This window comes from Nocardia grenadensis (genome assembly GCF_050942415.1).
GTDB lineage: Bacteria > Actinomycetota > Actinomycetes > Mycobacteriales > Mycobacteriaceae > Nocardia > Nocardia grenadensis.
The window spans coordinates 1,605,190-1,625,697 of the sequence record NZ_CP192054.1; the positions used below are offsets into that span (position 1 = coordinate 1,605,190).

A 20,508-nucleotide genomic window follows, 5' to 3' on the forward strand; every position below is an offset into this window, starting at 1 on the left:
CTTCCAGAAGGTCGCGGGCCACACGAGATGAGGAGTTCTGGACATGCCCATGCAGCCGATCGCACCCTATGCGATGCCGCCGTTGGACGACGAGATCACCAACAGAGTGGCCTGGAGACTCGATCCCGATCGCACCGCCCTGCTCATCCACGACATGCAGAACTACTTCCTCACCGCCTACCAGCTCGATCGCGATCCGGCCCGGACGATGATCGCGAATATCGTCCGGCTGCGTGATCGGTGCCATGAGCTGGGCATACCGGTGATCTACAGTATGCAGCCGGGGGACCAGCATCCCGACCGGCGCGGCCTGCTCGCCGATTTCTGGGGTACCGGTATGTCGGACGGCCCCGATACCGAAGTTATCGCCGCACTGACACCGCACGAGCGGGACATCCGGGTCACCAAATGGCGTTATTCGGCGTTCCAGCGCACGGATCTGCGTCAACTGCTCGGCTACCGTAACCGTGACCAGCTCGTGGTCACCGGCGTGTACGCCCATATGGGCTGCATGCTCAGTGCGGCCGAGGCGTTCATGAACGATATCCACGCGTTCCTGGCGCATGACGCGGTGGCCGATTTCAGCCGGGAGGAACATTTGATCGCCTCCAAGTACACCGCCCGCCGCTGCGGCATGGTGCTCGGTACCGACGAGATGTTGAGCCAGTTGCAGCCCGCGGTGGTGGCGTCGGGGGCCTGAGCCGAGGCGGCGCGCCGGCCGGTGTGGCCGGGCGGCGCGCCGGCGTTCAGTGGGTCCGGCCCAGTTCCCCGGAGCGGCGCCAGGATTCGCGTTCGGCTGCGAAGGCGGCCGACTGCCGGGCCCGGAACGATTCGATGGAGTCCGCTTCCTCGGTGAGGAATCCGCGATGCGCCGCGAGGCGGAATTCCCCCGGGCCGGCGCGTAATTCGCCGCGGCCGGCGGCGATATCGGCCCGGAGGTCGAGAAGTTCGGCCGCGCTCACCGGATACCAGCGGATCCGGTCGAAGAAGCGCAGCAGCCACGGGGTTTCGCTATCGGTGCGTCGGCTCCACACCTGGGTGGTGCGCCCCACGAACTGATATCCGCCCGGGCCTTCCATTCCGTAGATACACAGGTAAGCGCCGCCGATACCGACCGCGTTCTCCGGGGTCCAGGTCCGGGCCGGATTGTATTTGGTGGTGATCAGCCGGTGCCGGGGATCGATCGGGGTGGCCAGCGGCGCGCCGAGATAGACATCCCCCAAGCCCAGTACCAGGTACTCGGCGGCGAACACGGTATCGAAGACGTCGTCGACGGTCTCGAGTCCGTTCATCCGCCGAATGAACTCGATGTTCCACGGGCACCACGGTGCGTCGGCGCGGACGCCGTGCGTATAGCGGGTGATCGCCTCCCGGGTCGCGGGATCATCCCAGGACAGCGGCAGATCCACGGTGCGGCTGGGGACGACCAGGTCCTCGGCGGCCGGAAGCCCGGCCTCCGCCTCGGCCAGGAGATCCAGGGCCGTGCCGATCCGCAGCGTGCGCGGTTCGACCCGGACCTGGAGCGAACGGACGCCCGGGGTGAGTTCGGTGATACCCCGTTCACCGCGGGCGCGGAGGTGCTCGTGCAGCGCGTGGACGCGGGCGCGTAGTTCGAGATCCAGGGTCATGGCACCGTATTCGACGAGGATCCCGTCATCGCCCGCGCGTCGGTAGGTCACCGGCGTACCGTCCGCGGTTTCCCCGTGCCGCAGGATGCCGTCGTCGCCGTCGCCGCCGGTGGACAGGACGATCGGCCAGCCCGCTCGGCGTTCGGGACCCAGTTCGGCCGGTGACGCGGCCCGCTCCGCGCGCACCGGCACGAAACGCACCCGGTCGCCCGGGCACAACTGGCCGAGCTTCCACAGGTCGGCGGCGGTCACCGTCACCGGACAGACGAAGCCGCCGAGGCTGGGCCCGTCGGGGCCGAGCAGGATGGGGGTGTCGCCGGTGAAATCGAGCGCGCCCACGCTGTAGGCGGTGTCGTGGATATTCGACGGATGTAATCCGGCCTCGCCGCCGTCCGGGCGAGCCCAGCCTGGTTTGGGACCGATGAGCCGGACCCCGGTCCGGTCGGAGTTGAAGTGCACCTCGTAGGCGGTGGCGAGCAGTGTATCGATATCGGCGCGGGTGAAGAACTCCGGTGCGCCGTGTGGCCCCTCGGTGACGGCCAGTTCCCAGTCGCGGGCCAGCACGGGTTGTGCACCGCCGGGTATCGCGCCGGCCGGCGGGCCCGGTGCGGGGCCGACCGGGAGAACATCCGCGGCGGCCAGTGCGCGCCCGCCCACGCCGCCGAAACGCCCGAGAGTGAACGTGGCCCGGCTGCCGAGGTACTCGGGGAGCGCCAGTCCGCCGGATACCAGTACATAACAGCGCATTCCGGGGCCGCGAATCGTACCGATATCGAGAACCTCTCCGGCCGGTACGAATACCGGGCGCCACAGCGGCACCGGACGACCGGCCACCGTCACCGTGACGGGAGCGCCGGTCACACACACCCACGTCGGCTCGGCGAACCGCAATGCCGGACCGGCCATGGTGCATTCGAGCCCGGCCGCGCCCTCGGGGTTGCCCAGGGCGCGGTTGCCGAGCCGGAACGACAGATCGTCCATGGGGCCCGACGGCGGTACGCCGACATGCCAGTAGCCGGTCCGGCCCGGCCAGTCCTGCACCGTGGTGAGCAGACCGGGACGTTCGACCACCGCGTGGCGGGTGGTGGTCACCGGGGCGGACAGTGGGGCAAGCGTCACCGGGGCGGTCACCGGGTCACCACCATGCGCACGGGCGTGGGGTCGAAGCCGTTGCAGGGGTTGTTGATCTGGGGACAGTTGGACACCAGGACCAGGGTGTCGATCTCGGCGCGCAGCGATACCGTCTTGCCCGGTGCGGACCGGCCGTCGACGATACCGAGCGTGCCGTCGGACTCCACCGGTACGTTCATGAACCAGTTGATGTTGGACACCAGGTCCCGTTTGCCCATACCCCATTTCGCCGCTTCGGCCAGGAAGTTCTCCACGCAGGCGTGCTGGTGGCGGGTGTGGTGGCCGTAGCGCAGCGTATTGGACTCCTGGGAGCAGGCCCCGGCGATGGTGTCGTGGTTGCCGACCTCGTCGGCGAGCACGGTCATGAGTGCCGTGCCGCGGTCGGTGCGCAGCACACTGCCGGTGGTGAGGAATATATTGCGCTGCGCGGTGACCGTCGCCTGGGCGCTGTAGCGGTCGGTGTGGTCGGCCGCGGCGTAGAGCAGGCAGTCGACGGCCTGATTGCCGTGCAGATCGATGATGTCGAGACGATGCCCCGCCCGTACGACCGCCGACCACGGTGCACGGGCCAGGACCACTTCGTCGAGCACGACGGTCGCTGCCGGGGTCGCGGTGTTCATATCCACTCCTGTCGGGTGCGGGCGGCCGACCAGGCCTGTTCGGTGTTCTGGACGGCGCGCAGGTATTCCGGGTCGCTGTTGGCGGCGGCCGCGGCGGCGCGGTCGCCCGGCCAGGCGACCAGATCGAGGTCGGTGACCGGGGCATCGTCGAGAGGGTGCGCGGTGGCGGCCACCAGGACGATCACCGGCAGTTGGACGATCAGGTCGACGTAGGCGCCCGCGGCCGCCGGGCCGGTGGCAGTGAGGGTGCCGTCACCGTCCACCCGCACACCGCGGAAGAACGAGAGAGTGGGGCCGATATCGCGCGGGGTCAGCCCGTGTTTCGCGGCCGCGCGTTCCAGGAGCAGCCGGCCTGCGGGGGTGGGCCCGCAGAGCGCGTCGTGGTGGCCCGAGGTGTCGGTGATCACGGTGGCCAGCAGCCGGCCCTGATCGGACAACAGTGGGTGCCCGGCACCGAGATAGGCCTGCCAGGGCACTTTCACGGTGTCGGCGATATTGAGACGTTCCCACGGTGCGCCCGCGCGCAGCAGGAACAGGTGCGCGCAGGCGGCGCCGTGCGGGTCGGCGAGTCGCAGCCGGGTGCCGCGGCCGAGCACGGTGCTCGCGTAGCCGCCGGGTGGGAGCCGGACGGTCCAGGTGGTCGCGTCGAGCGGGACCCCCTCGGGCAGTGCGGGCGTGGTCGCGGTCGCCGATGCCTGGGCGCGGGCGTGCGCGCGGGCGCCGGTTGTCGAGGCGGTGGTGGGTGTCATGCTCTTTCCTTGTTCGTCGGGTCTCGGCGGGTGCGCCGGCCGTGCGTGGATGTCCGATCCGCAAGCACGGCAGCGGAATACGGCCCGATTCGCGGGCGGACGGCGATCAACCGTGCTGGACAGCGGGTTCCGGCACGGGCAGCGGGGCAATATCCCCCGCAACCGCGGGTCTTCCGGCGGGCGCACGCAACCGCTGCACGGCGAGGGTGCCGAGGAAGGCCAGCAGTGAGGCGAGGAAGCCGAAGAAGGTGGGCCAGCCATCGAAACCCGGGCCGATCAGCGCATTGTCGATATGGAGAACGGTATTCGGTACCCCGTACATGGTGGGCGTGAGTACGAACAGGACCAGCCGGACACCGAGCCCGGCCACCATGGCCGCGACCGCGGCGGCGGTGGTGGTCCGCGAGGTGAGGTGGCCCGCGATGAACGGCACGATCAGCGCGGCGAGCATGAGGTCGAACGCCAGGGTGAGCAGGATGCCGGTCTGCGGTACCTGCACCGCGAAGAAGATCGCCACCGCGACGACCGGGATCATGGTGAGCCGCACATCCCGCAGCAAGGTGTCGCGTCCGGCGGCGTCGGTCCGGTCGGTGCGCCCGGCGATATTCCGGGTCGCCACCGAGGCGGTGCCCAGGATGGCGCCGTTGGCGGTGGAGCACGATGCCGCCACAATCGCCGACAGCACCAGGATCGCCAGACCCGCCGGGGCGTGTTCGTCCAGCAGGGACAGCAGTCGCGGACCCGATCCCTCGCCGACGAGATCGGTGGTGGCGAGGGCGACCAACGCGTAGGGGATACCGACCACAGCTGTTCCGGCCGCGCCCACGAAGCAGGCCCGGCGGGCGATTTCGGGGGAGCGGGCCGAGAAGATGCGCTGCATGAAGTCGATGGCGACGATATCGCCGATACCGAGGGCGATCAGCGTCGCCCAGTTCACCACGGCGCCTTCGGAACTGTTGCCGAGCTGTCCCAGGTCGAACGGTCCCATACCCTCGGGAATGGTGATCCCGTAGGTCGATCCCACCCAGATGAGCAGGGCGAGCGACCCGATGACGGTGATCACCATCTGGGCGAGTGCGGTGTAGGCGTCGCTGAACATGCCGCCGGTGACGGTGTAGGTCAGCACGATCGCCACGATGAGCAGGACACCGGCGGTGTAGGGGATCCCGAGGAAGCGTTCGAACAGGAAACCACCGGCGACGAGGTTGCCCGCCAGCAGGATGCAGAAGCTGAAGATCATCAGGATCGAGGCACTGAATTCCACCCCGCGGCCGTATTTGATCCGGTAGAAGTCCGGCAGGGTCAGCAGGCCCATCCGGTTCATCGGCTTGGCGAAGAAGATCCCGGTGAGCAGCAGGCACAGACCGAGGCCCAGCGGTAGCGACGCACCGGCCCAGAAGCCGACCGAACCGGCCAGATCGGTATTGCCGAGGGTGGCGTTGGAGTCGACCGCCTGGCCCATCAGGCCCGCCGCGACCAGCGGGAGACCCAGCGATCGGCCGGCGACCAGGAAGTTCACGCTGTCACCGTCGACCTTGCGGGCGACCAGCAGGCCGATGCCGATCACCGCGACCACACTGATCGCGATTCCGAGAATGATCATGGCCGGGGCCCTTCATCCGACACGAATATCTATCGGTTGAAAGGTTCCTCGGCTTCCGCGACATGGTGGTGACGGCGATGTATCCGTATCGCGGCCGGGCGTAACGTCTGCGTTGCCGATATTTCTGTCGAATGACAGAAATCTCCCCGCGGTGCTGATCCGCTGGTCGGCGACAATGGAGGCATGACCCAACTCGGTCCGGGCCGCCCGCGTCTCGCGCCGCGTCGCCGCCAGGGGCAGACACCGCGCGCCGAAATCCTCGACGCCGCCGCCGAACTGTTCACCACCCAGGGGTACGGAAGTACCTCGACCCGGGCCATCGCCGAGGCGGTCGGTATCCGCCAGGCATCGCTGTACCACCATTTCGCGGCCAAGGACGACATTCTCGACGCCCTGCTCGGTGAAACCATCGCGGGGGCGACCGAACTCGCGACGCGCCTGGAACGGCGACCGGAACCGGCCGCGGTCCGGCTGTACGCCCTGGCCCGGTTCGATATCGGTCAGCTGTGCGACGCGCGCTGGAATATCGGTGCGCTGTACTTCCTGCCGGAGTTGCGCGGGGATCGGTTCGCCCGGTTCCGGGCGCGCCGTGACGCCCTGCGCACGAGCTACGAACGGTTGGCCGCGCGCGTGGTGGCCGGGCCGGGCGCGAACGGGGTGGCCGAAGCGCAGACCCTGCCGTTCCGGTTGGTGGAGACGGTGATCAATATCCGCTCGGACGCCGGCGGGGTGCCCGAGGGGGTGCGGGAGGCCATCGCCGCCGCGGTGCTGCGGGTACTCGGCTGGGACGGCGATCCGGCCGAGATCCGGGAGGCGGCCGGCGTCCTCGCTCGGGAGTTACAGGTCTGAACCACCGCCGGCCGGGCCCTTCGGCCGACCACGAACTAGAACGTGTTGTAATTCTGGGGCAGGGGTCTGTGCGAGAGGAGCCGATGGGCGTGTTCGCGTTCTTCACCAGGGAGGGTCAGCAGTACCTGCCCACCCGTAAAGCCATGTCCAGCTGGAGCCCGACCCAGGTGGGCGGACCGGCGATCTGCGGACTGCTGACGCGGGAACTGGAAACGCGCTCCCCGGGGGCGGAGTTCGTCCCCGCCCGGGTGACCGTGGACCTGTTCCGCCCGGTCGTCGACGAGCCGGCCACGCTGCGCAGTGTGGTGGTGCGGGAGGGTAAACGTATCTGCGTCGCGGATGCCGAACTGCTGCAGCGCGGGGCGGTGCGGTCACGGGCGACGGTGGTCTACCTGCGCACCGGGGCGGTGCCCGCCGGCGACCTGTGGCAGCCGCCGCACGACTTCCCGGTGCCCGAGATTCCCGACACCTCGGAGGCCGGCGCCCACCCGCTGTTCAAGAGCGGGGACGGCGACTGGACCCGCGATTTCGTGGCCACGCAGAACGCCGAGCGCAAGGCCATCTGGCAGAACATGCTGCCGGTGGTCGCGGGTGAGCCGGTGACGCCGCTGCAGCGAGCGGGGATGGCCGGTGACGCCGCGAGCTTCATGTGCAATTGGGGCACCGAAGGGATCGGCTATATCAACTCCGATGTCACACTGACGCTTGCCCGGGTGCCGTCCGGCCCGGGGATCGGGGTGCTGGCACAGGATCAGGTGGCCTGTGCGGGTGTCGCGGTCGGCACCACCACCCTGTACGACCGGAGCGGCCCGCTGGGGACGGCCGTGGTGACCGCGTTGTCCAATGTGCGCCGCCAGGTCGATATGCGGCGCTTCTGAGATCGATCGCCTGGGGCGTGTATCGAAGTAGCTGGTGGGGTGGCGCCGCCGATCGGTGCACCCACCAGCGGTTTCATGAAGTGCCCGTGCCGAACCGGCGGTCGGGCAGGTACGGCACCGTACTCGGTCCGGAGCGGGACAGGACCCCGGGAGGGGCGACAGGGCGTCCGATACAGTGGAAGCAAGTGGGAAATGGTGCACACGGTCCGGCACCGCACAGGTCGTGCCGCCGCGTGGAGCCTGGTGTCGAGCGGCAGCGGCGGGCATCCGCCCGCACGATCACGCGACCGGCTCCACGGTGGTTAGGGAATGGGTTTTGGCATGACTGTGTCGGATTCGCCCGGCCGCGTGCCTCGGGTGGCGGCGCGGGCTTGTCCCGGTATCGGCGGCGGTGCGGTAGCCGATAGAACGTCGGCCGGAGCCCGGACCGGTGCGGCGTTCGCCGGGAATGATCCATCGGCCGCGGCATACCGCGCGGATCTCGACGGCCTACGCGGAATAGCGATCGCGCTGGTGGTGGTGTTCCACATCTGGATGGGCCGCGTGTCCGGCGGGGTCGACGTGTTCTTGGTGCTCTCGGGCTTCTTCTTCACCGGATTGCTCCTGCGCCGGGCCGATGCCACCGGGTCGGTGGGTGTGTGGTTCACGGTGCGCCGGACCCTGCGCAGACTGCTGCCGGCGTTGATCGTGGTGCTCATCGCGGTTGTCGGCGCGGCCGTGGTGCTACGGCCCTATACGCAGTGGGCGGATATCGCCACTCAGACACTGGCGTCGATGTTCTACTACCAGAACTGGCAGCTCGCGTGGAGTTGGTCGGACTACCTGGCGGCGGATCCATCGGTGAGTCCGCTACAGCACCTGTGGTCGATGTCGGTGCAGGGCCAGTACTATCTGGCGGCGCTACTCGTCGTGGCGGGGGTGGCCGGGCTGTGCCGGGGGCATCGCCGCCGGGCCCGGCCGGTGCTGGCGGTGCTCGTGGCCGGGGCCGCGGCCACATCGTTCGGGTATGCAGCGTACGGCATGGTCACCTATCAGGGCTGGAATTATTACGACAGCTACGCCCGCGCCTGGGAACTGCTGGCGGGCGCGGCCCTGGTACTCGCCGCGCCGTTCTGGTCACCCCCGCGCCCGCTGCGTCATGTCCTGGCCTGGCTGGGACTTGCCGGGGTGGTCGGATGCGGATGGTTGATCGTAGACGGCGCCAACCGGTTTCCCGGTCCGGCCGCCCTGGTGCCCGTGGGTGCCTGCGTGGCACTCATCCTGTCCGGTAGCGGTCTTGCCCCGGAATTCCGGCCGTGGCCGAATCGGATCCTGGCCACATCCACAGCGCGCCGGCTCGGCGATATCGCCTACCCGCTGTACCTGTGGCACTGGCCGATTCTGATCTTCTATCTCGCCTACCGGGAACAGCCGGAAGCGGGTCCGGCCGGTGGGATGGCGATCATCGCACTGTCGGTCCTTCTCGCCTGGTGCACGCACCGCTGGGTCGAACAACCGCTCCGGTTGCGCTCCCGGCCCGGCACCACCGCGGGTGGTGGGACGCAGCGATACCAGAGGATCGCCGGATCGATGGTGTCGGTCGGCGCGGTCGCGCTGGTCGCGGTAACGGTGGTCTGGCAGGCCCTCGTCGTAGAGCGGGCGACCGTACCGAGCGATCTCGAGCCTCCCCGGTATCCCGGTGCGGAAGCGCTCGCGTCCGATGCGCCTGTTCCGGAGGCCCCGGTGCGTCCCGGCCCATTGCAGGTCGCGGCGGACCTGCCGCCTTCGACGCTGGACGGCTGCATCGCCGATTGGGATACCCGTGATGTCATCACCTGCACCTACGGCGACCCGGGTGCGGATCGAACAATCGCCTTGGCGGGCAGTTCGCATGTGGAGCACTGGCTGCCCGCCTTCCAGGTACTCGCCGAACAGCACAGTTTCCGCATCCGTACGTACCTCAAAATGGGCTGCGCCTTGACGATTGCCGAGGACGCCACCTACCGGGGGGAGGCCATCCCGGACTGTCGTGACTGGTCTCGCGAGGTGATCGAACGGTTGGGGGCCGAACGTCCCGATTGGGTATTCACTATCGGCACCCACCCGCGTTTGGAGAGCGGCGACGAAACCCCGCCCGGCTATCCGGACGTCTGGGCGGCTCTCGCCGATCAGCGCCTGAATGTGATCGCGATCCGGGATACGCCCTGGTTGCGCCGTGACGGTGGCGTACCGTACCGGGCAGGTGATTGCCTCGCCTTCGGCGGTACCGCGATCGACTGCGGAATGCACCGCATCGATGCGCTGGACGAGATCAACCCCGGGCTCGAACCGGCGTCCCGTTTCCCGAATGTCTTCCCCATCGACCTCAGTGACGCGGTCTGCACCGCTGAGGTGTGCCCGGTCGTCGTCGGCAATATTCTCGTCTACCACGACGAACATCATCTGAGCGCAAGCTTCTCCCGCTCGCTGGCCGGCCCACTCGGGCGCGCGCTGCATCCACTGCTGCGCTGGTGGTGATATCGACCGTGGATTCGGCACCGGAACCGCACTCGGGTGACCTGTCCGTCGCGATCGGGGCGCACGAACAGTCGACACGGATCTCCCGGGCCGGCGGCGGAACCGGCGCCCGCGTTCGGAGCGCCTGCCGCCGGGCGGTGCGGCCTGCCGGTCTCCCTCGGTGGGCGCCGGTGGCGTGGCTGTGGGCCTTAGGGCCGCCGCTCGGTGCGGGAGGGACGCGGCCAGGGGCGCGCCTCCCGGGCCTCGAGATCGGTGTTGAACCGTTCCAGGTACGCCGCGAAGGTCTCGACGTCCTCGCTGCTCCAGCCGCGCAGCAGGCGGTCGAGGGCGCTGACGTTGTAGTCGCGGTCGGCCCGGACCCGGCGTTCACCCTCGTCGGTGATCCGGAATTTACGGGCCAGACCGCCCTCGGGATCGGGGATACGCTCCACCAGCCCGGCTTTCAGCATGGCCGCGGTCTGCCGGTGCACGGTCGAGGTGTCCAGGCCGAAGGCCTCGCTGAGTTCGCCGATGGACATGGGTCCCTCGATCCGTAACCGGCGCAGTACCAGATAGGCACTGCGCTCGAGGTGGTCCGGGCGGCGCAGATGGGCATTGAGGCTGTGCCGGCCCAGGAGCATGGTCTCGAATTCGATCAGATGCGTGGGTTTATCCATGGCGGGTGTCCTGCTCGTACTCGATGCCGTGGCGGCGCGGCGGGCGTCCCGTCAGTCGTTATACCACGCGGCCGGGAGCGTATTGCATATTACACATTGTATGTAGGGTGCAATCAGTGCGCCGTGCGCACCGTCCGTCGTCTGTCGCCGGACGGTTCGTCGGCGACACCGCCCGGCCGGCGTCCGATGGTGGCGGCGGAACTGGTGAAGACGAACCGCCGCGGTCCGGCGGCGCAGGCGGCGTCCAGCACCTGGCGCAGGCCGGCGATATTGGTCCGGAAGAGGGGTTCGGGATCGCGGAGCCAGGCCCGGGTGTCCACCGCGCAGTGGTAGATCTCGTCGCAGTCGCGCAGGGCAGTGCGCAGTGCGTGATCGTCGACCAGGTCACCGTGGTGGATCTCCACCGGCAGGTCCGTGATGGCCCGGAGATCGCTGGTACGGCGGACCAGGACGCGGACGGCGCACCGGTCGCCACCAGTTGGCGGCTCAGGTGCGAGCCGAGGAATCCCGAGGCTCCCACCACCGGTTTCGTGGAGTCCGCCATGTGGTGTGCCTCCCGATCGGTTCGTCGGCCCGGGTACGAGTTCGGCAGGGTCGGGGCATTTATGTACAGATAACCGGTCGAACGTCCGTACTGTAGTTCGGACAATTGTCCTGATCGTGGATCCAGGGCTTTCCGGGCCGTATTCGGCGGCCTCCGGAGCGGACGCGCTGCTCGCTGTTCACGTGTTCGACGCAGCGTTCGAATCGGGGGCGAGTACGGTTTTTCCGGAACATCCGGTTCGGCGGCGTGGTCGCGGTGCGCGGAGTGGCCGGGTAACGGCCGGCTCGCGACCTCGGTGCCGGACGCACGTGCGATCTGAAAGGACTCGTCCATGGCGATCGACACCGGCGGGAAACCCGCGACGCGTAACAGCGGTGTGCCGGGCCCGCCCAGACACAGACCAGTGGGCCGCAAGCTCGACTGGCTGGTCTTCGGCATCACCTCGGTAGGGTCCGTGGCCTTCGTACTCTGGGGGATCTTCGACCAGGAAAGTCTGGCCACCTTCGCCTCGAACGCCCAGTCCTGGGTGATCACCAATACCGGCTGGTTGTTCGTCCTGGTGGCCACCTCCTTCGTGGTCTACGTGATCTGGCTGGCGCTGAGCCGGTACGGCAAGATCCCGCTCGGCGCCGACGACGAACAACCGGAGTTCCGGACAGTCTCCTGGATCGCCATGATGTTCAGCGCCGGTATGGGGATCGGCCTCATGTTCTGGGGTGTCGCCGAGCCACTGACCCATTTCACCGCTCCGCCGCCGGATACCGCCGAGGCCGGCAGCCCGCAGGCCGCCGAGGTCGCGATGGCGACCACGCTGTTCCACTGGACGTTGCACCCGTGGGCCATCTACGCCGTCGCCGGGCTGGCCATCGCCTACGGCACCTTCCGGCGTGGCCGGTCCCAGCTGTTCTCGTCGGTGTTCCGGCCGCTGCTCGGTCGGCACGCCGAGGGCCTGGGGGGTAAGGCGATCGATGTGATGGCCATCTTCGCCACGCTGTTCGGTTCGGCGGCCTCGCTCGGTCTGGGCGCGTTGCAGATCGGAGCCGGGTTCGAGTTCAACGGCTGGGTGGACGCCGTCGGCAAGATCGGCCTGGTGGCGGTGATCACCGGGCTCACCGTCGCGTTCATCCTCTCCGCGGTCTCCGGCGTCGCCCGCGGTATCCAGTGGCTGTCGAATATCAATATGGTGCTCGCGGTGATCCTGGCGGCCTTCGTCTTCATCGCCGGGCCCACCCTGTTCATGCTGAACTTCCTGCCCACCGCCGTCGGTGACTACATCGCCGAGCTACCGACCATGGCCTCGCGGACCGGGATCGCCGGCGGCGCGGAAATGGAGACGTGGCTGTCGAGCTGGACCATCTTCTACTGGGCGTGGTGGATCTCCTGGACCCCCTTCGTCGGGATGTTCATCGCGCGGATCAGCCGGGGCCGCACCATCCGGCAGTTCGTGGCGGGCGTCCTGCTGGTGCCCAGCCTGGTGAGCCTGGTCTGGTTCGCGGTCTTCGGCGGCGCGGCGATCCGCCAGCAGACCGATACCCACGACCTCACCGAAGCCGACGGCAGCGTGAACCCCGATTTCGCGCTCTTCCACCTGCTCGCGGAGTATCCACTGACCTCGATCACCACCGTGCTGGTGATGATCCTGGTGGGTATCTTCTTCGTTTCCGGCGCGGACGCCGCCTCGATCGTCATGGGCACCCTGTCGGAGCGGGGCAATATCGAACCGTCCCGGCTGACCGTGATCTTCTGGGGTACCGCCACCGGTGCGGTCGCCGCGATCATGCTGGTGATCGCCGATTCGAGCGATCTCGGTGGCGCATTGACCGGTTTGCAGGCACTCACCACCGTGGTGTCGCTGCCGTTCATGGTGGTGATGGTGCTCATGTGCGTCTCGCTCTACCGCGATGTCCGCAGCGATCCGCTCATCGTGCGGGCGGACCTGGGTGTCGAACTGGTCGAGGGCGCGGTGCTACAGGGCGTGGCCAAGCACGAGGGCGAGTTCGAGCTCGTCACCTCGCCCATCGAGGTGGTGGACGGGGAGCCGGTGGTGGAGGGCGACCGGTGAGCCGATAGCGCCGGCCCGGTCCGCGTCACGGCGCGGGCCGGGTTCAGCGCAGGTGTCCGCGGAAATCCAGGCAGGCCCGGCCGGGTACCGCCGGACGCGGGGCACGGGGCGCGCTGTTCTGGGTCGCCTCGATGTAGATGCTCAGGCCGGTGTTGAGCTTGCCGGCCAGCGCCTCGAGCTGATCGGGCGAGAGGGACTCGCCGAAGGCCGCCGCGGCGAGAAGTCGTTCCCGTACCTGTTCGAGATTGAGCCGGGCGAACGGGATGGGGGCGAGTTCGGGCATGCGGGTAACCGTACCCGAATTCGAACATATTTTCGATAAATGGTTCCCCGGCCGGTGTAGACCGGTCTATCGGCTCACTCGGTCGGGGTCGACGGCCCCTGGGCCGGTGAACGCGCCGCCGTGCGCGGCCAGGGCCGCGGCGGCCGCCGCACGGTCGGGAAGGTGCGAGTCGGGCGGTGTTCGCAGCAGTGTCAGCTGGTGGTAGACCGGCGCGGTGGCCGCGATCAGGACGGCCCGCGCGTCGACGCCGGGGGCCAGTTCGCCCCGGTGCACGGCGCGTTCGACCACCACCTCGGACTGGGTATATCGGTTCTCCCACAACTGGCGCAGGGCGCGGGCGGCCTCCTCGGAGCGGAACGACACCGCGATCAGCGCCGCCGCGATCGACGGTTCCTCGACGAGCGAATCCTGGATCTCCTGGTTGAGCGCGGCCAGATCCCCCCGGAGGGAACCGGTGTCGCGGGGGTGCCAATCGATATCGGCGGCCGCGGCGAAGACGTCGGTGATCAGACCGCCGACATCGCGCCAACGGCGGTAGACGGTGGTGCGGTGGACGCCCGCGCGGGCGGCGACGGTGTCCACGGTGAGTGCGTCGTAGCCGTGTTCGGTCAGTTCCGCGTGTACGGCTTCCAGGACCTGGGCGCGGATGCGGGCGGTGCGTCCGCCCGGTCGCGGCGCCGGGCGCGGGGTCTCGCCGGCCGAGGGTGGAGAAGTCATATCGATCATCCGGTTGCTCTGGGGGGCAGGCTGTGACATCATGCTAATGCAACATTCGTCGCACTAGTGAGGTCGCCGATGCTCATTCGAAGCGTTCACCCCGTCCTGCGGTCCCCCGGGGTCGCGTCGTACTCGAATGCTTCGGAGAGTGTCCATGCCCACGCAGATCACCGCGCTCGCGGTCACCAAGTCTTTTCATGGCCGGCGCGTTCTCGATGAGGTGACGTGTTCGCTCGCCACGGGCGAGCGCAACGGCATCATCGGCGAGAACGGATCCGGTAAGTCCACCCTGCTGCGTCTGTTCGCCGGGCAGGAGCGGCCCGACGCCGGCGAGATCGTCCTCCGGGCCGACGGCGGTGTCGGCTATCTCGCCCAGGACGAGCAGCTGCCGCCGGCGGCAACCGTTCAGCAGGTCATCGACCGGGCCTTGAGCGAGCTGCGCGCGATCGAGGGCCGGATGCGTGCCCTGGAGGCCGCCATGGCGGCCGGCGACGAGTCCGGCTTCGCCGAATACGGCGAACTGACCACCATCTTCGAACTACGCGGCGGGTACGACGCCGATGCCCGCGTCGAGCGTGCCCTGCACGGTCTCGGCCTGGGTCTGGTCGCTCGCGGCCGGGAAGTCGGCGGGCTCTCCGGCGGCGAACAGGTCCGGTTACGCCTGGCGGCGGTACTGGCGGCCGGGTCCGAGGTGCTGCTGCTCGACGAGCCCACCAACCACCTCGACGACGACGCCCTGACCTGGCTGGAAAGCCATCTGCGCACTCGGCGCGGTACCACGGTGGCGGTCTCCCACGACCGGGTCTTCCTGGAGCGGATCGCGACCTCCCTGCTGGAGGTCGACGCGGACCGGCGGCGGGTGGTCCGGTACGGCAACGGCTACGCGGGTTTCCGTGCGGAGAAGGCCGCGGCGCGGCGGCGGTGGGTACAAGCCCACGAACAGTGGCAGACCGATATCGAGCGGCTGCGGGAAGCCGCCGCCACCACGGCCCGCCGGGTCGCCCCGGGGCGGGCGATGAAGGACAACAACAAGATGGCCTACGACCGGGCGGCCGGCCGGGTGCAGCAGTCGCTGGCCGGGCGGGTCCGCAATGCCGAGGAACGTTTGCGCCGCTTGCTCGCCGACCCGGTGCCGCCGCCCCCACAGCCGTTGCGTTTCACCCCGGCACTGCGGTCCGGCGGTACGCCCGGCACTGTCCTCGACGCCACCGGGATCACTGTCGCCGACCGGCTGGACCCGACCGACCTCACCCTCGCCGCCGGAGAGCGCCTGCTGATCACCGGCCCGAACGGCGCGGGCAAGTCCACACTGCTGCGGGTGCTGGCCGGGGTCCTCGCACCGGACGGCGGCACCGTCGTCCGCCGCGGCCGGGTCGGCTATCTCGCGCAGGAGCCGCCGCCCGCCGTGCCGGGGGAGACGCTGGCGGCCGCCTTCGCCCGCGGCCGCACCGGTGAGACCGAAGGGCACGCCGAACGACTCCTGGCCCTGGGCCTGTTCGACCGCGCGCAGCTCACGACCCGCGTCGCGGAGCTGTCCACCGGGCAGCGGCAGCGGCTGGCCTTGGCGCGGCTGGTCGTGGAACCGTTCGACGTGCTGTTGCTCGACGAGCCCACCAATCACCTCTCACCCGGGTTGGTCGAGGATATGGAGACCGCGCTGGCCGACTACCCGGGCGCGCTGGTGATCGTCAGCCACGACCGCCGGCTGCGCGCGCGATGGCACGGTGACCGGCTCGCGTTGCGGGCGCCGGTATCCGTCTGAACCTCGCCGAATCCGGCACATCCACGTATCGAAGGAGTTTTGCTGTGCCCGCCGACCCCGTCACGCTTCCCGCCGACCCCACCGTGTTGCACCCCATGCCCGGGCAGCCGCGCGTCGTCCTGCTGAAACCGCTGATCGGCTCACCGCTGATCGAGGCCGGGGAGTTCTCCTACTACGACGACCCCGACGACCCGACCGCGTTCGAAACCCGCAATGTGCTCTACCACTACGGGCCGGAGAAGCTGATCATCGGAAAGTTCTGCGCGCTGGCCACCGGCGTGCGGTTCATCATGAACGGCGCCAACCACCGTATGGACGGTCCGTCGACCTTCCCGTTTCCCACCATGGGCGGCGGGTGGGCCCACCACATCGACCTGCTGAGCGATCTGCCGAACCGGAGCGATACCGTCGTCGGCAACGACGTCTGGATCGGTAACGGCGCGACGATCCTGCCCGGTGTGCGGATCGGCCACGGCGCGATCATCGGCGCCGGCGCCGTCGTCACCGCCGACGTACCCGACTACGGTATCGCCGGCGGTAATCCGGCCCGCCTCATCCGCACCCGCTACGCGGAGCCCGATATCGCCCGGCTGCTGGCGGTGGCCTGGTGGGACTGGCCCATCGAACACCTCACCCGGCATGTGCGCACGATCATGTCGGGCGGTATCGCCGACCTCGAAGCCGCCGCCACGGAACTGAAATGAGGGAAACCGCTGTGCCTTCCCACTCTGCCCATATCGCGATGGTCGGTATCCCGATCGTCAGTCACGTGCTGCCGAGTCTCGCGATCATCCGTGAGCTCGTGGTTCGGGGTCATCGCGTGACCTGTGCCAACGATCCGGTGGTGGCCGATCTGCTCACCGCTACCGGCGCCGAATTCGTCCCGTGCGCGTCCGGGTTGCCGGTCGCCGACGACAACTGGCCCGACGACCCGATCGCCGCGATGGACCTCTTCCTCGACGATGCCGTGGCGGCCCTTCCACAGTTGTCCGCGGCCTACCGGGCCGATCCGGCCGACCTTTACCTGTACGACATCGGCGCCTACGCCGGCCGCGCGCTCGCCGAAACGCAGAGTCGGCCCGTCCTGCAGCTGTCCCCGTCCTTCGTGGGCTGGGACGGGTACGAGCGGGAGGTCGCGGTACAGCTGCGGCAACTACCGGGTGCCGACGCCCATCGGGCGCGGTTCGCCCGGTGGCTCGCCGACTGCGGTGCGGTGACCGCCGATGTGGACGCCTTCTCCGGTGTGCCCGACCGGGCCCTGGCCTTGATACCCCGGGCGATGCAACCGCATGCCGACCGGGTGGATGCCGGCAAGGTGACCTTCGTCGGACCCTGTTTCGACCCGGACGGGTCCGACGCGGGCTGGGTGGGTCCGGCCGCGGCCGACAAGGTCCTGCTGATCTCGCTGGGTTCGGCCTACACCGACCGGCCGGAGTTCTACCGTCGCTGCCTGCGCGCCTTCGGCGACCTGCCCGGCTGGCATATCGTCCTGCAGATCGGAAAACACACCGACCCGGGAGAACTCGGCGATATCCCGGCCAATGTGGAAGTGCACTCGTGGGTTCCGCAGCGGGCGATACTGGACCGGGCGGACGCGTTCCTCACCCATGCCGGGATGGGCGGGTGCGGCGAAGGGTTGCTGGCCGGTGTCCCGATGATCGCCGTACCGCAGGCCGCCGAGCAGTTCCTCAATGCCGACCGCCTGGTGGAACTGGGTGTGGCGCGCCGGATCGACACCGACGACGCCACTCCCCAGAACCTGCGTGCGGCGCTGATGGACCTCGTCGGGGACGCCGCGGTGGCCGACCGGTCGGCGCGACTGCGCGCCGAGGCACGGACCGAAGGCGGCACGATGCGGGCCGCCGATCTGATCGAGGCGCTGCTGCGCTGATCTCCGCTCGGCCGTCCGCGCCGAGTTGCGTCCTGGTCGACCCGCACGCGGTCCGGGATCCTCGCCTGCCGGCGGAGGGGCGGGTGCGGTTGTTCGGGGTCCAGTGGCAGCTGTCCCGGACCGGCTGGACACTGGCACGGGCACGGCGGCGATCCACGTTCCGCCTCGGGTGTGGATATGTCGAGGACGCGCGCCTACTACGACGGAATCGAGCGCGGTCCCGCCGCGGTCATCGACGCGAACCCGCGTGCGCTGGGTGTCGATCCGGACGAGACGCCCCGGGGTCGAGCGGAATGCGGCGCGTCAGCCGATCACGGCGTTCATGATGGTGCCCGCGCTGGTCGCGATGACACCACCGATCATGGCGCCGGCCACCATCTTCGGGGACTCCAGACCGCCGCCGGACCATTTCTCCCAGGCGAACTTGCCGCCGGCGTAGATGATCGCGCAGATTCCGGCGAGCAACACGAACCAGGTGAGATACCTGACGAGTTGCAGGAATTTGTCCGAGATGGGGGGTGCTTCGGGTGTGGGGTTACCGATTTGCGCCAGCGTATCGGTCACAGCGGCCAGTATCATCTCGCAGCTCACTCTAGTTTCGGGGTGGGCGGGAACGCTAACGCATCGTAACCGCTCGCCGGGTGGTATGCAGTAATCCCAGGTCCGGGCAGGTGTTCGGGTCACCAGCGGTTATAGCGTGAAAGCCGCTGCGCGGCAAGAACTTGCGCCGCACCGGTATCTGTCTGGATGATGGAGGCGGGGCCGTGCGCCCCGGACGGTATCGGTAAGGGAGCAGACGGTGAGCAGCATCGCGGCGTCGGTTATGGACGCAGTATCGGTATACGCGCAGGTCAGCGACCCTACCCCGGAGCCGCCGCCGCTGGCGGACAAAATCGATCAGTTCGTCCGGTACGGCACCTGGCTGGCCATTCTGTCGGGCACGATCAGCATCATCTTCGCGGGCGCGAAGTTTGCCTGGGAGAAATGGTCCGGGAGCGGGATGCAGTCGCCGAAGATGGTGGCCGGCGCCATGATCGGAGGTGTCGTCGCCACCAGCGCGGGCACTATCATGAACACGGTTCTCGCCATCTGAGAGCGGCCGCGCCGCCCGCATCCGCAACGTTCCAGCTATCTCCGCGTATCCTGCTCGCAGTCCGTCGACAGCGATGAGCAGGGAGAGTGCGAATGCGCGAAGTGCCCGCCGCGGCATCCGGAGACATGACGCAGCCGGTGGCGGACCGGTTCAGCATGACCCGGCGGTCGATGCTGGGTCTCGTCGCCGTCACCGGTCTGGCCGCCTGCGGGGGCAAGGACTCCGGTACCGCGGTTCCGCCGTCGGGTACCCCGGCCGCCCGACGGGAGGTGGCGGCCGATGCCTATATCTTCGGCTACCCGATGATCGTGATCGATACGTTTCGCCGAAAAGTAATGGACTACGCATCCACGAATCGGTTCCAGCACACATCCTCCCTGCCGCCCGCGAGCCAGCGCACGGTGGTCCGGATCGACCTGGACAACCTGTATTCGATCGCCTGGCTGGATCTGCGTAAGGAACCGGTGCTGTTCGAGGTACCGGAGATCCAGGATCGGTACTGGGTGATGCAGGTCCTCGACGCCTGGTCCAATACGGTGTCCACGCCGAGCAGCGTGCGTCCGGAGGCCGAGCCCGGCGCGGTGCCGCCCTATACCTACGCGGTCACCGGGCCGGGATGGGCCGGGAAACTCCCGCCCGGTGTCGTGCAACTCCCGGTGCCGACCGCGGATGCCTCGCTCTACGGGCGGATCGAGGTGCGCGGTAGCGCGGACGTTCCCGCCGTTCGCGCTCTACAGGCCCAGCTGCGGCTGGCGCCACTCAGCGCGTGGAACACGCGGGCGGCCACGGAATCCGAGTCGATACCGGGTAACCAGGACTGGTCGGGACCGGTGGGCCGCGATTCGGTCGCCGCGATGTCGTCGCGCGAATACTTCGACCGCTTGTGCGAGTTGATGAAGGACAATCCGCCGGCACCGGAGGACGAACCGGCGATGCGGCGGTTCGCCACCATCGGCATCCGCCCGGGTGGGGCCCCGCAAGGCGTGAGCACCGGCGAACTCGACGCGGGCGTCGACGCGGCGAAGAAGAAGATAGCGGCCTACGTCGATCCGGCCTCCCGGATGCGCGACGGGTGGGTGGTAGCGCTGAACGTCGGCCGGTACGGCGCCAACTATCTGCTGCGCGCCACGACCGCCAGAAGGGGGGTCGGCGCGAATATCGCCGAGGCCATGCTCTATCCCGCGCTGTTCGACGAGGCCGACAAGAACGGTGACCCGCGGGAGTTCACCCTGCGATTCGAACCCGGCCAGGCGCCTCCGGTGAAAGCGTTCTGGTCGATCACCGCCTATGGGGCCGACGGCTACCTGGTGCAGAATCCGGCGGACCTGCATACCCTCGGGCACCCAGTGGCGCCGCGGCTCGCGCCCGACGGTGCGTTGGAGTTCGCGGTGCAGGCTGCCGACCCCGGCCCCGGGGTTCCGCGGTCCAACTGGCTGCCGATTCCCGAGCAGGGCCAGTTCTCGCTGATCATGCGGTTGTACGAGCCGGAACCCCGGGTGCTGGACGGCAGCTGGTCGCCGCCGCCACTGGTGCCCTAGTCTTCCGG

Annotated in this window: 18 protein-coding genes and 1 pseudogene; 10 read left to right on the forward strand and 9 right to left on the reverse strand. The window is 68.8% G+C overall.

Features of this window, described 5'->3' with window-relative positions; genetic code table 11:
* Positions 1-43 precede the first annotated feature (43 nt).
* Entirely contained in the window at positions 44-700 is a 657-nt protein-coding gene (locus tag ACQPYS_RS07185; RefSeq protein WP_433492067.1) for an isochorismatase family protein, read from the forward strand.
* Positions 701-746: 46 nt separating this feature from the next.
* Here ACQPYS_RS07185 and ACQPYS_RS07190 read toward each other — a convergent pair whose 3' ends face one another.
* From ACQPYS_RS07190 to ACQPYS_RS07205, 4 genes are all read right to left on the reverse strand, one after another.
* Positions 747-2,732, reverse strand: a complete 1,986-nt coding sequence (locus tag ACQPYS_RS07190; RefSeq protein ID WP_433492988.1) for a 5-oxoprolinase/urea amidolyase family protein — start codon at positions 2,730-2,732, stop codon at positions 747-749.
* Positions 2,733-2,755: 23 nt separating this feature from the next.
* Entirely contained in the window at positions 2,756-3,379 is a 624-nt protein-coding gene (locus tag ACQPYS_RS07195; RefSeq protein ID WP_063037961.1) for an urea amidolyase associated protein UAAP2, read from the reverse strand.
* Positions 3,376-4,128: a DUF1989 domain-containing protein gene (locus ACQPYS_RS07200; protein ID WP_433492068.1), complete on the reverse strand. Its 753-nt coding sequence runs from the start codon at positions 4,126-4,128 to the stop codon at positions 3,376-3,378. The genes ACQPYS_RS07195 and ACQPYS_RS07200 overlap by 4 nt, the downstream gene beginning before the upstream one ends.
* Positions 4,129-4,234: 106 nt before the next feature.
* Positions 4,235-5,731 carry a sodium:solute symporter family protein gene (locus ACQPYS_RS07205; RefSeq protein WP_433492069.1) on the reverse strand — a complete coding sequence of 499 codons (1,497 nt, stop codon included), beginning with the start codon at positions 5,729-5,731 and terminating at the stop codon, positions 4,235-4,237.
* 183 nt (positions 5,732-5,914) lie between these two features.
* Between ACQPYS_RS07205 and ACQPYS_RS07210 the strand changes: the two genes are divergently transcribed.
* The 3 genes from ACQPYS_RS07210 to ACQPYS_RS07220 all read left to right on the forward strand — a co-directional run bounded on the left by ACQPYS_RS07210 (position 5,915) and on the right by ACQPYS_RS07220 (position 9,954).
* Complete coding sequence (locus ACQPYS_RS07210; RefSeq protein WP_433492070.1) at positions 5,915-6,580, forward strand: helix-turn-helix domain-containing protein; 666 nt, start codon at positions 5,915-5,917, stop codon at positions 6,578-6,580.
* 83 nt (positions 6,581-6,663) lie between these two features.
* The gene (locus ACQPYS_RS07215; protein ID WP_433492071.1) at positions 6,664-7,458 is read left to right on the forward strand and encodes an acyl-CoA thioesterase domain-containing protein; all 795 of its coding nucleotides are present in this window, start codon (positions 6,664-6,666) and stop codon (positions 7,456-7,458) included.
* 321 nt (positions 7,459-7,779) lie between these two features.
* Positions 7,780-9,954, forward strand: coding sequence for an acyltransferase family protein (locus ACQPYS_RS07220; RefSeq protein WP_433492072.1), 2,175 nt, complete (start codon positions 7,780-7,782; stop codon positions 9,952-9,954).
* A gap of 188 nt (positions 9,955-10,142) precedes the next feature.
* Here the strand turns inward: ACQPYS_RS07220 and ACQPYS_RS07225 are convergent, their stop codons facing one another.
* Positions 10,143-10,610, reverse strand: coding sequence for a MarR family winged helix-turn-helix transcriptional regulator (locus ACQPYS_RS07225; protein WP_431938608.1), 468 nt, complete (start codon positions 10,608-10,610; stop codon positions 10,143-10,145).
* 155 nt (positions 10,611-10,765) lie between these two features.
* Positions 10,766-11,154, reverse strand: a pseudogene (locus ACQPYS_RS07230) (NAD-dependent epimerase/dehydratase family protein); the annotation flags it as partial.
* Positions 11,155-11,485: 331 nt separating this feature from the next.
* Between ACQPYS_RS07230 and ACQPYS_RS07235 the strand changes: the two are divergent.
* Positions 11,486-13,216 carry a BCCT family transporter gene (locus tag ACQPYS_RS07235; protein ID WP_063037627.1) on the forward strand — a complete coding sequence of 577 codons (1,731 nt, stop codon included), beginning with the start codon at positions 11,486-11,488 and terminating at the stop codon, positions 13,214-13,216.
* Positions 13,217-13,259: 43 nt separating this feature from the next.
* On the opposite strand, the gene ACQPYS_RS07240 is transcribed toward ACQPYS_RS07235, so the two are convergent.
* Together ACQPYS_RS07240 and ACQPYS_RS07245 are read right to left on the reverse strand one after the other, a co-directional pair.
* A complete protein-coding gene (locus tag ACQPYS_RS07240; protein WP_063037625.1) occupies positions 13,260-13,499 on the reverse strand; it encodes a DUF6374 family protein in 240 nt (79 codons plus the stop codon).
* Between the two features lie 66 nt (positions 13,500-13,565).
* Entirely contained in the window at positions 13,566-14,216 is a 651-nt protein-coding gene (locus ACQPYS_RS07245; protein ID WP_433492073.1) for a TetR/AcrR family transcriptional regulator, read from the reverse strand.
* A 154-nt stretch (positions 14,217-14,370) separates the two neighbouring features.
* Between ACQPYS_RS07245 and abc-f the strand changes: the two genes are divergently transcribed.
* From abc-f to ACQPYS_RS07260, 3 genes are all read left to right on the forward strand, one after another.
* On the forward strand, positions 14,371-15,978 hold the full coding sequence (abc-f, locus tag ACQPYS_RS07250; RefSeq protein WP_433492074.1) for a ribosomal protection-like ABC-F family protein: 1,608 nt from the start codon (positions 14,371-14,373) through the stop codon (positions 15,976-15,978).
* Positions 15,979-16,073: 95 nt separating this feature from the next.
* On the forward strand, positions 16,074-16,682 hold the full coding sequence (locus ACQPYS_RS07255; RefSeq protein WP_433492989.1) for a CatB-related O-acetyltransferase: 609 nt from the start codon (positions 16,074-16,076) through the stop codon (positions 16,680-16,682).
* Between the two features lie 11 nt (positions 16,683-16,693).
* On the forward strand, positions 16,694-17,869 hold the full coding sequence (locus ACQPYS_RS07260) for a macrolide family glycosyltransferase (RefSeq protein WP_433492075.1): 1,176 nt from the start codon (positions 16,694-16,696) through the stop codon (positions 17,867-17,869).
* A gap of 303 nt (positions 17,870-18,172) precedes the next feature.
* On the opposite strand, the gene ACQPYS_RS07265 is transcribed toward ACQPYS_RS07260, so the two are convergent.
* Positions 18,173-18,448: a hypothetical protein gene (locus ACQPYS_RS07265; RefSeq protein WP_030524066.1), complete on the reverse strand. Its 276-nt coding sequence runs from the start codon at positions 18,446-18,448 to the stop codon at positions 18,173-18,175.
* 220 nt (positions 18,449-18,668) lie between these two features.
* On the opposite strand from ACQPYS_RS07265, the gene ACQPYS_RS07270 reads away from it, so the two are divergent.
* Both ACQPYS_RS07270 and ACQPYS_RS07275 read left to right on the forward strand, forming a co-directional pair.
* A complete protein-coding gene (locus ACQPYS_RS07270) occupies positions 18,669-18,962 on the forward strand; it encodes a hypothetical protein (protein ID WP_431938603.1) in 294 nt (97 codons plus the stop codon).
* A gap of 92 nt (positions 18,963-19,054) precedes the next feature.
* Positions 19,055-20,500, forward strand: a complete 1,446-nt coding sequence (locus ACQPYS_RS07275; protein ID WP_245664625.1) for a DUF1254 domain-containing protein — start codon at positions 19,055-19,057, stop codon at positions 20,498-20,500.
* The last annotated feature ends 8 nt before the right edge of the window (positions 20,501-20,508 follow it).

Coding starts and splice junctions, on each gene's coding strand:
- ACQPYS_RS07185 (WP_433492067.1), top strand. CDS start 44: ATGCCCATGCAGCCGATCGCACCCTATGCGATGCCGCCGTTGGACGAC.
- ACQPYS_RS07195 (WP_063037961.1), bottom strand. CDS start 3,379: ATGAACACCGCGACCCCGGCAGCGACCGTCGTGCTCGACGAAGTGGTC.
- ACQPYS_RS07200 (WP_433492068.1), bottom strand. CDS start 4,128: ATGACACCCACCACCGCCTCGACAACCGGCGCCCGCGCGCACGCCCGC.
- ACQPYS_RS07205 (WP_433492069.1), bottom strand. CDS start 5,731: ATGATCATTCTCGGAATCGCGATCAGTGTGGTCGCGGTGATCGGCATC.
- ACQPYS_RS07210 (WP_433492070.1), top strand. CDS start 5,915: ATGACCCAACTCGGTCCGGGCCGCCCGCGTCTCGCGCCGCGTCGCCGC.
- ACQPYS_RS07215 (WP_433492071.1), top strand. CDS start 6,664: ATGGGCGTGTTCGCGTTCTTCACCAGGGAGGGTCAGCAGTACCTGCCC.
- ACQPYS_RS07220 (WP_433492072.1), top strand. CDS start 7,780: ATGACTGTGTCGGATTCGCCCGGCCGCGTGCCTCGGGTGGCGGCGCGG.
- ACQPYS_RS07225 (WP_431938608.1), bottom strand. CDS start 10,610: ATGGATAAACCCACGCATCTGATCGAATTCGAGACCATGCTCCTGGGC.
- ACQPYS_RS07235 (WP_063037627.1), top strand. CDS start 11,486: ATGGCGATCGACACCGGCGGGAAACCCGCGACGCGTAACAGCGGTGTG.
- ACQPYS_RS07240 (WP_063037625.1), bottom strand. CDS start 13,499: ATGCCCGAACTCGCCCCCATCCCGTTCGCCCGGCTCAATCTCGAACAG.
- ACQPYS_RS07245 (WP_433492073.1), bottom strand. CDS start 14,216: ATGACTTCTCCACCCTCGGCCGGCGAGACCCCGCGCCCGGCGCCGCGA.
- abc-f (WP_433492074.1), top strand. CDS start 14,371: ATGCCCACGCAGATCACCGCGCTCGCGGTCACCAAGTCTTTTCATGGC.
- ACQPYS_RS07255 (WP_433492989.1), top strand. CDS start 16,074: ATGCCCGGGCAGCCGCGCGTCGTCCTGCTGAAACCGCTGATCGGCTCA.
- ACQPYS_RS07265 (WP_030524066.1), bottom strand. CDS start 18,448: ATGATACTGGCCGCTGTGACCGATACGCTGGCGCAAATCGGTAACCCC.
- ACQPYS_RS07275 (WP_245664625.1), top strand. CDS start 19,055: ATGCGCGAAGTGCCCGCCGCGGCATCCGGAGACATGACGCAGCCGGTG.